The organism is Chryseobacterium sp. 2987, assembly GCF_031456375.1.
In the GTDB taxonomy this organism is placed as follows: domain Bacteria; phylum Bacteroidota; class Bacteroidia; order Flavobacteriales; family Weeksellaceae; genus Chryseobacterium; species Chryseobacterium vaccae.
Map to the genome: position 1 here is coordinate 68,707 of NZ_JAVDUN010000004.1, position 13,770 is coordinate 82,476.

10 protein-coding genes are annotated in these 13,770 nt (G+C 38.5%); 5 read left to right on the plus strand and 5 right to left on the minus strand.

Translation table 11 applies throughout. The features are described 5' to 3' along the window. Positions 1-4: 4 nt before the first annotated feature. Together J2Y40_RS13040 and J2Y40_RS13045 are read right to left on the minus strand one after the other, a co-directional pair. Complete coding sequence (locus J2Y40_RS13040; protein WP_309999384.1) at positions 5-1,486, minus strand: trehalase family glycosidase; 1,482 nt, start codon at positions 1,484-1,486, stop codon at positions 5-7. A gap of 1 nt (position 1,487) precedes the next feature. Next, the gene (locus tag J2Y40_RS13045) at positions 1,488-2,717 is read right to left on the minus strand and encodes a sugar MFS transporter (RefSeq protein WP_153395404.1); all 1,230 of its coding nucleotides are present in this window, start codon (positions 2,715-2,717) and stop codon (positions 1,488-1,490) included. Between the two features lie 123 nt (positions 2,718-2,840). Between J2Y40_RS13045 and J2Y40_RS13050 the strand changes: the two genes are divergently transcribed. Continuing rightward, positions 2,841-3,704 carry an AraC family transcriptional regulator gene (locus J2Y40_RS13050; RefSeq protein ID WP_153395406.1) on the plus strand — a complete coding sequence of 288 codons (864 nt, stop codon included), beginning with the start codon at positions 2,841-2,843 and terminating at the stop codon, positions 3,702-3,704. 403 nt (positions 3,705-4,107) lie between these two features. Here the strand turns inward: J2Y40_RS13050 and J2Y40_RS13055 are convergent, their stop codons facing one another. Beyond that, positions 4,108-4,662, minus strand: coding sequence for a thioredoxin family protein (locus J2Y40_RS13055; protein ID WP_153395407.1), 555 nt, complete (start codon positions 4,660-4,662; stop codon positions 4,108-4,110). A 155-nt stretch (positions 4,663-4,817) separates the two neighbouring features. Between J2Y40_RS13055 and J2Y40_RS13060 the strand changes: the two genes are divergently transcribed. The 4 genes from J2Y40_RS13060 (at position 4,818) to J2Y40_RS13075 (ending at position 11,754) form a co-directional block, all read left to right on the plus strand. Then, positions 4,818-5,414, plus strand: a complete 597-nt coding sequence (locus J2Y40_RS13060) for a TetR/AcrR family transcriptional regulator (RefSeq protein WP_309999386.1) — start codon at positions 4,818-4,820, stop codon at positions 5,412-5,414. A 350-nt stretch (positions 5,415-5,764) separates the two neighbouring features. Further along, positions 5,765-6,925: an efflux RND transporter periplasmic adaptor subunit gene (locus tag J2Y40_RS13065; protein WP_153395411.1), complete on the plus strand. Its 1,161-nt coding sequence runs from the start codon at positions 5,765-5,767 to the stop codon at positions 6,923-6,925. 36 nt (positions 6,926-6,961) lie between these two features. After that, positions 6,962-10,144: an efflux RND transporter permease subunit gene (locus J2Y40_RS13070; RefSeq protein ID WP_309999388.1), complete on the plus strand. Its 3,183-nt coding sequence runs from the start codon at positions 6,962-6,964 to the stop codon at positions 10,142-10,144. A 197-nt stretch (positions 10,145-10,341) separates the two neighbouring features. Continuing rightward, a complete protein-coding gene (locus J2Y40_RS13075; RefSeq protein ID WP_153395415.1) occupies positions 10,342-11,754 on the plus strand; it encodes an efflux transporter outer membrane subunit in 1,413 nt (470 codons plus the stop codon). A gap of 46 nt (positions 11,755-11,800) precedes the next feature. On the opposite strand, the gene J2Y40_RS13080 is transcribed toward J2Y40_RS13075, so the two are convergent. Together J2Y40_RS13080 and J2Y40_RS13085 are read right to left on the minus strand one after the other, a co-directional pair. Continuing rightward, positions 11,801-12,532: a LytTR family DNA-binding domain-containing protein gene (locus J2Y40_RS13080; protein ID WP_153395417.1), complete on the minus strand. Its 732-nt coding sequence runs from the start codon at positions 12,530-12,532 to the stop codon at positions 11,801-11,803. Positions 12,533-12,536: 4 nt separating this feature from the next. Then, positions 12,537-13,583 carry a histidine kinase gene (locus J2Y40_RS13085; protein WP_309999389.1) on the minus strand — a complete coding sequence of 349 codons (1,047 nt, stop codon included), beginning with the start codon at positions 13,581-13,583 and terminating at the stop codon, positions 12,537-12,539. Between the last annotated feature and the right edge of the window lie 187 nt (positions 13,584-13,770).

A 13,770-nucleotide genomic window follows, 5' to 3' on the forward strand; every position in this document is an offset into this window, starting at 1 on the left:
AGAGTTAGTTTTGTTTTAATTTAAGATAGACTCCGTTAGTCCATCCGAATCCGTCCTGATTCGGGTATTCTCCTCCTCCTGCAATCGTTTCCGTGTCTAATGCATTGTATTTTTCCATCAGTTTTCCCGTGTTTTTATAGACTCTTTCTACATTGGAACACCAATTATTTTTTATTTTTTCTGCCAGTTCATCAAAGCCATAATTTTTCATGGCTTTAAAACCAAGCCACTGATAAGGAGCCCAGGCATTCGGAAGATCCCACTGCTGGCCTGAATTTTTGGTAGTCGTCACCAAACCGCCCTGATAAAGAAATTTCTCAGCAACCGCATTGGCAACACCCTCCGCTTGTTCCTGATCTGCAATTCCAAGGAATAAAGGGTAAAGAGCAGCAATATGTTCAGACGGTGTTTTTGTGTTTTTTTTAGTGTGATAATCTTTGTAAATCTTAGTGTTTGCATCCCAGAAATATTTGTTGATCATCTGTCTTCGCTTTGCTGCTCTTTCAGTAAAATAATTTTCTTTTTCTCCCAGATCCTGAAGTGCTGATGATTTTGCCAAAGTATTTTCCAAATGCCATAAAAGGCAGTTCAGATCTACTTCTGCAATGTTCAGGGTTTCTATGGTTTGTATATGTTCTCCGTCCGCAAACCATCTGCTGGAAAAATCCCAGCCGGATTCGCAGGCACTTCTTATATTTCTGTAAAATTCTTCATCCGCTGCACTTTCCCGGTCTTCAATATCGATCAGATAACTTTCAGGACGTGGTACGTTTTCTGCGTCATAGTAACGGTTCAGCAGATCGCCGTCTTTTGTTTTAACAATTCTTTTTACACTGGAGCCATGATCCAGCCATTCTTCACCATTCATCCAGAAAGCATATTCCTTTTCCAGCGTATCATGGTATCTGGTGTATATTGTTTCATCACCTGTTGTTTCAAAAAGCAGCTCCAGCATCAGCGAAAAATACGGAGGCTGTGAACGGCTCAGGAAGTGGGTACGGCTTGCATTAGGAACAAATCCTACATTCTGGATCAGATAAGAGCAGTTTTCCACAATATTTTCCATCATCTCTGTTCTTCCTGAAACCTGCAGCCCAAGCATAATGAAATAACTGTCCCAATAGAAAAATTCATTGAAGCGGCCCCCTGGAACAACATAAGGTTTAGGAAGTTTCAGTAAAGTTCCTTTTTCTTCGTAAGCATCACGGGTCAGCTCATCCCAGAGTTTCTCAATATGTTCATCAATAGGAAGGCGCTCTTCTCTTTGAATGGAAACCTTCGCCCCTAAAAAATCAAAATGAGTCATGACAAAATCTTTCAGGTCAAAACTTTGAGTTCCTCTCCTTTTTTCATATTCAGCATTGATCTCAGCCACAGGAAATACCGGGACTGCGTCGGTCATCATTTTCTGATCCTCAAAGATTTTTGATCTCTGCACATCATCAAAAAGAGCCTGAATTTCTTTTATATAAAGCTGTTTATTCATCTTATTTCTTAGGGTTTATTTTTAACTTATTCATGAAAATAGCTGAAATGATCAGCAGTGAAAGCGGGATCAATGAAAGATAAAATGCCTGCTGTCCACTGAATTCCTGGAAGACAAAGCCGGTAATCACAGAGCCAATCGTTCCTCCGACAGCCGAGAAAACGACGATCAAGCCGGACATTGCGCTGTGAAGGTATTTGGGAATGGATGCCAGGATCACAGAATTAATACTTGGATAAATAGGTGCCAGCAACCCGCCCATTAAAGGAAATAAATACACAACCAGCGGAGCATTCAGCCAGTTGGTTCCGGTACTGATGTGAATATTGTGGGTAAGTGGTAAAACCAACAGAATACTGATTCCAAAACCAATCACGCAAAAAGACACAACATAAATCCAGCTGAACTTTTTGGAAAAGAAACCTGAGAGAAATCTTCCCAATGCAAACGCTCCCGCCAAAACAGCTCCTGCCTGAATACTCATAGAAGTCGGCACTTTTAAAATTTCCTTATAGAAAGTAGGAGTCCAGGTCTGAAAACTCTGTTCTACCAGTACAAAAAGAAAAGCACATAACAGGAAAAACAAGACTTTCTTATAGCTGAAAAGACTTATACTGTTCTTCAGATCTCCCCACAGATCGGTTTTCTCATCTTTCGCTTCTTTCTCATCCAACTTTGAAAAGAACAGAAACAAAAAAGATAAAGTGGAAACTGTACCCAGCACCCAATATACATTCAGCCAGTGGGTAGATTTCGGATTGTGATCATCAATAAATAAACTGAAAAGGACATTTCCCATCAAAACACCAATCATAAAGAATCCTTCCAGATAGCCCATAAAGCTGGAATGCTCTTTATCCGTATCCGTCACAAGTCCAATTGAGGTGAAGACCGAGATTTTAATCAGAGCAAATGAAACTCCTACCACAGCAAATAACAGTTTAAAAAACCAGAAGTCATTGGAAAACGGCATAACAAAACACATACAGCTTACCATAAAAAGGGCGGCCAGCATAGAGTTCTTAATTCCTATTTTCGGAAGAAACGATGCAAGGATAAATGAACATATCGCAATCGGCAGGTCTTTAAAACCTTCCAGAATGCTCGCAGAAGATTTAGAAATTCCGAAGTTCTGCTGTACCTGCAAAATCACTGTTCCCACAGAATTCAGGAGAATGGCGAAAACAAAGTAATTCAGAAAAAGTACGGCTTTGATGTTGAAATTTTTCATGGAGATCATTTCTTGCCGGCTAAGATAGAAGCATTTGGGTTAACATTAATTTAACACAATAAACCAATCTTTGAACTATATTAATATAATTAGTATTTTTATTGAATAATTAAGATTAATGAAATGAAAGTCAGTTTTGAGAGAATCGTTCCGAGCGAAAAAAGCTCTTTCCGTACGCTTCATAACAACTCGCCGATCTGCGAGTTCAAATGGGAGTATCATTACCATCCGGAAATAGAACTGGTCTGTGTCATATCCGGAACCGGAACCCGGCATGTCGGTTATCATAAAAGCAATTATACGAATGGGGATCTGGTTCTCATCGGCTCCAATATTCCTCATTCGGGATTTGGCCTGAATTCTACGGATCCGCATGAAGAGATTGTGCTTCAGTTCAAAGAAGAGATCCTTCAGTTCCCGCCACAGGAAGTGGATGCTGTCTCCATAAAAAACCTGCTGGAACTTTCTAAATACGGCATCCATTTTCATCATAAAATCAAAAAAGCAATGCTTCCGAAATTAAAAATTCTTTTGGAATCAGAAGGCTACAAAAGGTATCTGCTGCTGCTGGAAATCCTTTTTGAACTTTCAAAATGTAAAGATTATGATCTTCTGAATAAAGAAATCATGCCTTACACCATCATTTCAAAAAATAAAACAAGGCTGGAAAACATTTTTACTTTCGTGGAAAATAATTACGACAAAGAAATCAGAATCGAAGACGCTGCCCGGCTGGCTAATCTTACCCTTCCGGCTTTCTGTAATTTCTTTAAAAAAGCGACCCAAATCACTTTTACTGAGTTTGTGAACCGGTACCGGATCAATAAAGCCTGCCTGCTGATGGCTCAGGATATGAGTATTTCGGAATGCAGTTACAGTTGTGGCTTCAATAATGTAACCTACTTTAACAGGATGTTTAAAAAATATACTGAAAAGACGCCTTCAGAATTTATAAAAAACTATTCATCCAATAAGGTCAATATATAATTTTTTCTAATTTAGAGTCTGTTTAAATCTCATTCTTAAACTCTTATACACCTGGTTATCAGATAAATTTTATTAACAAAACTCAATAGATCATGTTTGAAATTATTTTTTGATAAAAAAGATTAATGCAAGATTTCTATGCTATGCATAGGCAATATTGATTTTAAAGGAAGCAAAGGACAGAATCAACTCCGTTGATTTGATGAAGCGGGCATTATAAACCGCACATTAGCCTTATCTTTAAATCTATTCCTGTTAAAAAAAGACTTCATAAATCTTCCAGATCTACCCAATCTGCGAGCATAAAAAATATCTCGATAAGCAAATGTTTATGCACAAAAAAAAACTGCTCTTAAAAAGAACAGCCTTATATCTTGGAGGAAGTTAAATAATTAAGCTTCGGTTATTTCCATTTGATATTGCATCCCATGCTTGGTTTCTGAATTTCTTCCTGAGGTTCTCCTGCCAGAAGATTTTCAAATGCAATGATCAGGTCTTCCCCTGTTACATCTTTATTGTTTCCTGGTCTGGAATCATCCATCTGCCCTCTGTATACAAGATCAAGTTTGTCATCAAAGAAATAAAAATCCGGAGTGCAGGCTGCATCATAAGCTTTTGCAATGCTCTGGCTTTCATCAAACAGATAAGGGAAGTCAAATTTCCTTTCGATCTGGAATTCAATCATTTTTTCAGGAGCATCATCAGGATATTTTTCAATATCATTAGCGTTGATCGCGATGAATTCTATTCCTTTATCATTGTAATCTTCATACAGCTCGTTGATTTTATCGATTACGTGAAGAACAAACGGACAATGGTTGCACATAAAGATGACTAGTGTTCCTTTTTCTCCTTTCAATTCATCCAAAGATTGAATCTCATTGGTTTTTGACGGGTTCGGAAGCTCAAAAAACGGTGCTTTTGTTCCTAGAGCCAGCATATTGGAGGGCGTATTCATATCTTTTATTTTCTTTGTTCACAAAGATAAAGTTTCTTTTGATACAAAGCGAATCTGCTGATTTATAAACTTTCGTTAAATGTTAAAAGTAAAATATCATTTGGAAGTTATCACTAAAAGTTTGTAGTTTTGCTAACACTGTTAGTAATAATATCATGGGATTGCATGAACGTCGTCAGAGAGAGAAAGAATCTATCCGTGCAAATATTTTGCAGGCGGCTTTTGGTTTGGCTAAAACTGAAGGCTGGGCTTCCCTTTCGATGAGGAAAATTGCTGATGCTATAGAATACAGTGCTCCGGTAGTGTATGATTATTTTGAAAATAAGGAGGCTATTTTGTATGAAATTTCCCTGAATGGTTTTCATTCCCTTCATATTGAACTGTTAAAAGCCCAGAGAAAACATGATACTCCTGAAGAACAGCTTACTGCCATTGTAGATGCATACTGGAACTTTGCATTCAAAAACCCGGAATACTATCAGCTGATGTTTGGGCTGGGAATGCAGTGTTGTGGTAAAGGACAGATGAAGGAAGAATTTTCTTCGTTTCAAGATCTGATTTATGAGTGTACCTATAATATCATTAAAAAGAACGGATCTAATCCTGAAAATGCCTGCCATATGTCGCATGCTTTATTTTCTGCAGTACACGGACTGATCTCTATTATGATGATGCGTACTGCTGATATTCCGTCTACGATGAATAAAACTACCCTGGACGAAACTGTTTCGGCTTTTATTAAGTCTTTGTAAATTTTTTTTGAATTAAAAATTAACACCGTTAGGAAAAATAACATCGGATAAGAACCGTTAAAAAACTCAATACTATGAAATTCTTAACCCAAATAATTGATTTCACTTTTTGTCTATCAATTTAACACTGTTAGAAAAATTAACACATAATTAATACACCTCATTATATATAAAATCAACATTTAAAAAACCACTATTAACAATTATGGAAATAACGATTTGACTCCTTTATCAGAAATTCTGATTTTTTTTTACCCTATAAACTAACACTGTTAGGTAAAATAACAGGATTTACAAAAAGAACACTATTACTTAAATCTAACACTTCATTAAAAAAATTAAACCAACAAATGAAAATACCTGGAAAAATAAGGTTCATCGTACTTATATCAAGTATTATCCTTTTACAGAACTGTACCAAAGCAGCAGAAGGTTCCAACACGCCCCCCCCTGCTCCGGAACTGCCGGTTTATACCGTAATCTCCTCTCCTGCTACCACCTATCAGGAATTCCCTACCGCGCTGGAGGGTAAAAATAATGTAGAAATCAGATCTCAGGTAGACGGATACCTGGACAGAATTTATGTGGAAGAAGGTTCTTATGTAAGAGCCGGACAGCCTCTTTTCAAAATAGATTCAAGAAGTTATGGCGAACAGATGAACATGGCACAGGCCAATCTTCAGGCTGCAAATGCCAATATTGAAAAAGCAAGAGTGGAAGTAGACAGACTTCAGCCGTTAGTAGCCGCTAAAGTTGTTTCTGATGTTCAGCTTAAAACAGCAAAAGCCAATTATGCTGCTGCCGTCGCTGCTGCATCCCAAGCCAAAGCGTCTGTAGGAAGCGCCAGAATTAATGTGGGATTTACCACCATCACAGCCCCGGTAAGCGGGTATATCGGAAGGATCCCGTATAAAAAAGGAAGTCTGATCTCCAGAACAGACATCAACCCTTTGACCTTATTGTCTGATATCAGTGAAATTTATGCTTATTTCTCTCTAAGTGAACTGGATTTTATTGCTTTTCAGAACAAATATCCGGGAGCCTCTCTTGAAGAAAAGCTGAAAAATATGCCGATGGTAGAACTCGTTATTGCAGATAACAGCATCTATCCTGAAAAAGGAAAAATGAGCATCGTAGACGGCCAGTTTGATAAAACAACTGGAGCCATCAGCGTACGCGCAGTTTTCCCTAATACCAGCGGAGCCCTGAGAACAGGAAATACCGGAAGAGTACGCATGCCTCAACTGATTTCCAATGCGGTGGTTATCCCTCAGGAATCTACTTTTGAAATTCAGGATAAAACGTATGTATATGTCTTAGGGAAAGATAAAAAAGTCACCAGCAAACCTATAAAGATCTCTGGTAAGACTGAAAGCTATTATTTTATCTCGGAAGGACTTACTCCGGGAGAAAAGATCGTATACACGGGAATCGGGAACTTAAAAGACGGAGCTTCAATCCATCCGAAACCTATCTCGTCTGACAGTTTACTGAAAGCCAAACCTTTGTAGCCCGTAGCTGCAGAAGACTAAAAAAATAAACTTCTTATGTTAAAACAATTTATAGAAAGACCGGTCCTTTCAACGGTCATCTCCATTATACTCTTATTATTGGGGGCGTTGTCTCTCTTTAATCTGCCCATTGCCCTCTTTCCGGATATTGCTCCGCCAAGTGTTCAGGTAACGGCTTTTTATCCGGGAGCTAATGCTGAGGTTGTTGCCCGTTCGGTAGCAACACCTATTGAGGAAGCTGTAAACGGAGTGGAAAACATGACCTATATGACTTCCAACTCCAGTAATGACGGTACCATGACTTTGAGTGTTTTCTTCAAACAGGGCGCTGATCCCGATAATGCTGCCGTAAACGTACAGAACCGTGTATCCAAAGCCATGAGCCAGCTTCCCCAGGAAGTGGTACAGGCCGGAATTTCTACCCAGAAAGTTCAGAACAGTATGATTATGTTCATGGGACTGACCAGCGAAGATGCTAAACAGTACGATGAACTTTTCTTACAAAATTATCTGAAAATCAACGTTATTCCACAGATACAGCGTATTCCAGGAGTAGCACAGGCCCAGGTTTTCGGGACCAGAGATTATTCCATGAGAATCTGGCTGAAACCGGATAGACTGGCAGCCAACAGCCTTTCTCCACAGGAAGTTCTGGCAGCCATTAAAGATCATAACCTTGAAGCCGCTCCGGGACGTCTTGGCCAGGGAAGTAAGGAAACCTACGAGTATATCCTTAAATACAAAGGTAAACTGAATAAGGATGAAGATTATGAAAATATTGCCATCAAAGCCAATAATGACGGATCATTCTTAAGATTAAAAGATGTTGCCAGAGTAGAATTCGGTTCCTATACCTATACCGCGACCAACAGAGTGGACGGAAAACCCGTAGCAGGATTTGCTATTCTCCAGACTGCAGGTTCCAACGCCAACGAGATCCTTACGGAAATTGAAAAGCAGGTAAAAGTCATAGAAACGACCCTGCCGAAAGGAGTGAAACCTATTATTATGTACAATTCCAAAGACTTTCTGGATGCTTCTATTCATCAGGTGGTAGAAACGCTTGTGATTGCATTCATTCTTGTATTTATCGTAGTATATATTTTCCTTCAGGATTTCAGATCTACTCTGATTCCGGCTATTGCGGTACCGGTTGCCATTATCGGAACCTTCTTTTTCCTACAGCTGTTCGGATTCAGTATCAATATGCTTACTCTGTTTGCACTGGTATTGGCTATTGGTATTGTAGTGGATGATGCCATTGTTGTTGTGGAAGCAGTCCATTCTAAAATGGAACAGACGGGAATGCCCGTAGAAAACGCCACGATGAACTCGATGAGTGAAATTTCCGGGGCTATTATTTCCATTACCCTGGTGATGTGTGCCGTATTTATTCCGGTAGGCTTTATGCAGGGTCCGGCAGGAGTTTTCTACAGACAGTTTGCCTTCACTTTGGCTATTGCGATTCTGATCTCCGCAGTAAATGCATTGACTTTAAGCCCGGCTTTATGTGCTATTTTCTTAAATGATCCTCAGGGAGAACACGGTGAACACGGTCATAAAAAAGGTTTTGGAGCCAGATTTTTCAACGCATTTAATGTGAGCTTCAACAACATGACGAAAAAGTACATTTACAGTGTTAAATTTTTGATCAAAAATAAATGGATGGCTGTAGGCGGATTGGTTCTTATTACAGCAATAAGTGTTTTTCTGATTAAAAAAGCACCCTCCGGATTTATTCCTACTGAAGATCAGGGATTCGTTCTGTATGCTGTGAATACTCCTCCTGGAAGTTCACTGGAAAGAACCAGCAGAGCCACAGAACAGATTGATAAGATTATTAACGGTGAAAAATCAACCAACCACCTTTGGGTAGCAGACGGAATGAACTTCATCAGCAATGCCAACGCTTCTCCTTATTCAGCCGGCTTTATCAAGCTTAAAGATTATGACAAACGCGGTGATATGAAAGACCCTGACCAGATTGCTGCAACACTGACAGGAAAGGTAAGCCAGGTGAAAGATGCCAATGCTTTCTTCTTCAACTTCCCTACCGTACAAGGGTTTGGTAACGTATCCGGTTTTGAATTCATGCTTCAGGATAAAACCAACGGTTCTTTTGAACAACTGGGAACAACAACACAGGCATTTATCGGAGAACTGATGAAACGTCCTGAAATTGCATTTGCATTTACCACCTATGCAGCCGGAAATCCACAGTATACGATTGAAGTGGATTCTGACAAAGCCAACCAGCTGGGAGTTTCAGTCACTGAACTGATGCAGACCATGCAGATCTATTATGGAAGCAGCTTCGTTTCAGATTTCAACAGATTCGGAAAATACTACAGGGTAATGGCTCAGGCGGATATTCCGTACCGTACCGATATTAACTCTCTGGAGGGAATTTATGTTAAAAATAAATCAGGAGAAATGGTACCGGCTAAAACACTGGTTACTTTGAAAAGATCTTTCGGACCTGAAACGGTAACAAGAAACAACCTCTTCAACGCGGTAACCATCAACGGAACGCCTAAACCAGGTTACAGTACCGGAGATGCCATCAAAGCAGTAGAGGAAGTAGCACAGCAGTCTCTTCCGAGAGGTTACGGCTACGAATGGACCGGAATTACCCGTGAAGAGATCAAAACAGGCGGACAGACCGTATTTATATTCCTTTTAAGTATCCTGTTTGTTTATTTCCTGCTGGCAGCGCAATACGAAAGTTATATTCTTCCGTTTGCCATTATTCTTACCATTCCGACAGGAATCTTTGGAGTATTTGCATTCACCGGATTAGCTGGTATTGATAACAATATCTATGTACAGGTCGGACTGATCATGCTGGTCGGATTATTGGCTAAAAATGCCATTCTGATCGTAGAATTTGCCGTACAGAGAAGAAAAGCAGGTAAAACTCTGATAGAATCTGCGCTTCAGGCTTCAAGATTACGTCTGAGACCGATCTTAATGACCTCTTTTGCTTTCATTGTGGGGATGCTTCCTCTGGTATGGACGCAGGGGGCTTCTGCAAAAGGAAATCATTCTATCGGGTACAGTACCGTTGGAGGAATGCTTACAGGAGTACTGTTCGGGATCTTTATTATTCCGGTAATGTATGTGATCTTCCAGTATCTGCATGAAAAAATGCCGAGCAGAAAGAAGAAAAGACTTCAAAAAAAGTTACAGCAGGAACAAGCTTTAACAGCTGCTCATTAAAATTAACTACCAATTTTGGAGAGAAAGAACAATGAAAGGTTTAATATTTAAATAGTTTTTAAATAGAAAAAAATCAGCGTTATCTGCAAAATCAGCGAGAGATTATTTTTTTAAGAATCTGAAAAAAACTCTGCCCAAACAATAAGATAGTTTCTCTCCAAAGTTTGTATTCAATTAAAGTTTATTAAACAACAACTATGAAACGAATAAAGAATATTTTTCTGACTTTTATATTGGCTGTGGCCTCGGTTTCGTGTGTGTCTAAACTGGCATACGCGGAGCCGGACCTTCAGCTTCCGGAAAAATTCCAGTACACGGCTACTGCAGATACAGCCAGTATCGCTAATCTGGAATGGAAACAGTTTTTCAGTGATCCTATGTTACAGGAACTCATTGAAAAAGGAATAAAAAATAATTATGATCTTCAGATCGCTTTAAAACAGGTTGCCGCATCTCAGGAGAAGCTTAAACAGGCAAAATATCTGCAATATCCGGATGTTGGCTTCGGAGTTTCGGGGCAGATCTCGAAACCTTCAAAGAACAGCATGAACGGGCAGAGCCTTAATCTGTTTTTAGGGCAAAGCCATGTGGAAGATTACAATGCGGCCTTCAATCTTTCCTGGGAAGCTGATATCTGGGGAAAGATCAAAAATCAGCAGGAGGTTTCAAGAATGCAGTATCTGCACACTTATGAAGGATCAAAAGCAGTACAGACCCAGGTTGTAGCAGCAATAGCCCAAGGTTATTATAATTTATTAATGCTTGACCGTCAGCTGCAGATCGCAAAATCCAATTTGGAATTAAGTTCAAGCACCCTGAATATCACCCAGAAAATGTGGGACAGTGGCGATACCACTTCTTTAGGAGTTCAGCAGGCAACGGCTCAGAAACAGTCTACAGAACTTCTGATCACTCAGCTGGAACAGAATATTGCCATTCAGGAAAATGCACTGAGCATTCTTGTAGGTGAACTTCCCAACAAGATCAGCAGAACGATCGAAATGTCGGATACTTCACTTCCGCAAAATATTTCGGCAGGATTACCCGCAGCTATGGTAAGCCGCAGACCTGATGTGCGTCAACAGGAACTGGTTTTATTGGAATCCAATGCTATCGTGGGAATCGCGCAGGCTAATATGTATCCCTCATTAAAGATTACAGCTAACGGAGGAGTGAATTCTTTCAAGTTTGACAATTGGTTTCAGATTCCGGCCTCATTATTCGGATCTGTACTGGGGGGAATCACCCAGCCTATCTTCCAGAAAAGACAGCTGAAAACAGATCTTGAAGTGGCTAAAATACAAAGAGAAAAAAATGTACTGGCTTTCCGTCAGTCAGTTTTGAATGCAATGGGAGAGGTATCTGATGCGCTGGTTTCCAACGAAAGTTTAAAAGTTCAGGAACAGAAGGCTGTCGAACAGTCGGCAACATTGAAAGACGGGATCAAAAGTGCCCAGATGTTGTACAAAGGCGGTATGGCCAATTATCTTGAAGTAATAACAGCACAGGGAAATTCTCTTCAGGCTGAGCTGAATCTGGCTTCTGTAAAAAGACAACGCCTAAGCAGCATTGTAGACCTTTACAGAGCATTAGGAGGCGGTTGGAAGTAGTAAATTTAATTATATTGTTTGGAGTGCGGCCTTTCGGGGCCGCATTTTATTTATTAGTCTGCCATATCTTTAATTTTTCATAAACCTGATCACGATAGCTTAATCCAATAGGAATATTTTTTTTATTGATCAATGAAATGACATGCTGTTCCAAATAACTGATTTTATTCAGATTGACAAAAAATGATTTGTGTACTCTGCAAATATAATTCAGCTGCTTTAAGCTTTCCTCAGTTGAGCTCAGTGTTCCGTGAATCATCACTTTATCGTTTTCGGTATACAGGCAGATATAATTTCCCATCCCTTCAATATAAATAAGTTCTTTAGGATCAATCTTCACCAATCGCTTATCACTTTTTACATAAAAACAATCGTTATTTTCTTCCATTGTCACAGGAACAAATTTTTGTCTCGTCTCCAGAATTTGAGTTGCTTTTTGTACACTTTTAGAAAAGCGATCCAAGGAAATTGGTTTTAACAAATAATCTATCGCATTGTGATCGAAAGCTTCCAGAGCGTATTGATTGTACGCTGTGGTATAAATAATCGCAGGAGGATTATTAAACATGATAACAAAGTCATTTCCGTTGATCTCAGGCATTTTAATATCTAGAAAAATCAAATCGATATTTTTGTCTCTGTTTAAAAAAGCAATCAGTTCAAAAACATTATTACAGATTCCTTCCAGCTGTAAAACATCAAACCTTGAAATATGATGTACCAGAACCTCCTGGGCCAGTTTTTCATCATCTACGATTAAGCATCTTATTTTGTCCATTTTTTTATAATTTTATTTCAAGGATAACGTTAAAAACATCTTTGTACTTTTTTATTTCTAACCGATGATTTCCAGGGTATAATAATTCCAAACGTTTGCGGATGTTTTCAATACCAATTCCTCCGATTTCTTTCTTTTGAAGCTCTTTAAAACTATTCTCACAAACGAATATAAGGCTATTATGGCTACAGGTTAATGCTGCCCTAATATAAGAAGCTTCAACGGTAGAATCAATGCCGTGCTTGAAAGCATTTTCTATCAAAGGCAATAAAAGCATCGGCGCAATTTTAACAGGATCTTTTACCGAATGCTGGAAAGAAATACTTGCGTTTTCAGGCATTCTTAACTTTTCTATATCCATATACATATTCAGGATATGTATTTCGTGGCTAATGGCAATTTCTTTTTCCTGTGTTTCATATAGAGAATATCGTAAAATATCAGACATTTTTAAAATGACATCCGGTGTTTCTTCAGACTTTTTAAGAGCTAAAGCATACAGGCTGTTAAGCACATTAAAAAGGTAGTGAGGGCTTATTTGTGATTTTAACAAACTAAGTTCTGCTATGTTTTGCTGAGTTTTTGCCTCTTCTTCTTTTTTAATTCTCAATAAAAAGGTCTGTATAGAATAACCTATCGCCAGAATAAGCATCACAATAACGATTCCCGGAAAAACATCAAAATAATATTGATATTTTTCTACTTTTTCAGGAGCTAAAGCGGTAGCTGCGATGGGTGTAAAATCAACAAGTTCAGAGGTATTAAAATGATCATACAAGTACTTTAGATATTGCCCCAATATAATGACGGAAAACAAAAAAAGTATAATAACAATGGTTAAGTATCTTCTTATATTTTTGTCGCGGTTCAGCTTAGGGAGAAGCCATAAATTATTGATGTATGCAGGTACAAAAAGGAGTATATTATATAGAAAAATATAGCTTAAAGGGTAATTTTTATGATTATTGTTTGCCGAAACAAATAATATTAAAACTATAAATACTATGTTTAGCAGCAACCTAAGAAATTGATCCCCTTTTAATATCTTCATTACCTATTTTTATAAAACCTTAAATTTAAATATTTTTAATAGCGGTCTACCTATTTTTTACACCATCGTTTATTTTTTATGGACAAACAATATCATTTTAAACAGCAGACTATACGTCACGATTTTAGTCTCATTGGTCAAAAAACTGCTGAAATAAATCAAAAATGTTATTTTATTTGTTGCAAAA

Excerpts from the sequence above, each read along its gene's own strand:
- J2Y40_RS13050 (WP_153395406.1), top strand. The coding sequence starts at position 2,841 with ATGAAAGTCAGTTTTGAGAGAATCGTTCCGAGCGAAAAAAGCTCTTTC.
- J2Y40_RS13055 (WP_153395407.1), bottom strand. The coding sequence starts at position 4,662 with ATGAATACGCCCTCCAATATGCTGGCTCTAGGAACAAAAGCACCGTTT.
- J2Y40_RS13040 (WP_309999384.1), bottom strand. The coding sequence starts at position 1,486 with ATGAATAAACAGCTTTATATAAAAGAAATTCAGGCTCTTTTTGATGAT.
- J2Y40_RS13080 (WP_153395417.1), bottom strand. The coding sequence starts at position 12,532 with ATGGACAAAATAAGATGCTTAATCGTAGATGATGAAAAACTGGCCCAG.
- J2Y40_RS13060 (WP_309999386.1), top strand. The coding sequence starts at position 4,818 with ATGGGATTGCATGAACGTCGTCAGAGAGAGAAAGAATCTATCCGTGCA.
- J2Y40_RS13065 (WP_153395411.1), top strand. The coding sequence starts at position 5,765 with ATGAAAATACCTGGAAAAATAAGGTTCATCGTACTTATATCAAGTATT.
- J2Y40_RS13045 (WP_153395404.1), bottom strand. The coding sequence starts at position 2,717 with ATGAAAAATTTCAACATCAAAGCCGTACTTTTTCTGAATTACTTTGTT.
- J2Y40_RS13070 (WP_309999388.1), top strand. The coding sequence starts at position 6,962 with ATGTTAAAACAATTTATAGAAAGACCGGTCCTTTCAACGGTCATCTCC.
- J2Y40_RS13075 (WP_153395415.1), top strand. The coding sequence starts at position 10,342 with ATGAAACGAATAAAGAATATTTTTCTGACTTTTATATTGGCTGTGGCC.
- J2Y40_RS13085 (WP_309999389.1), bottom strand. The coding sequence starts at position 13,583 with ATGAAGATATTAAAAGGGGATCAATTTCTTAGGTTGCTGCTAAACATA.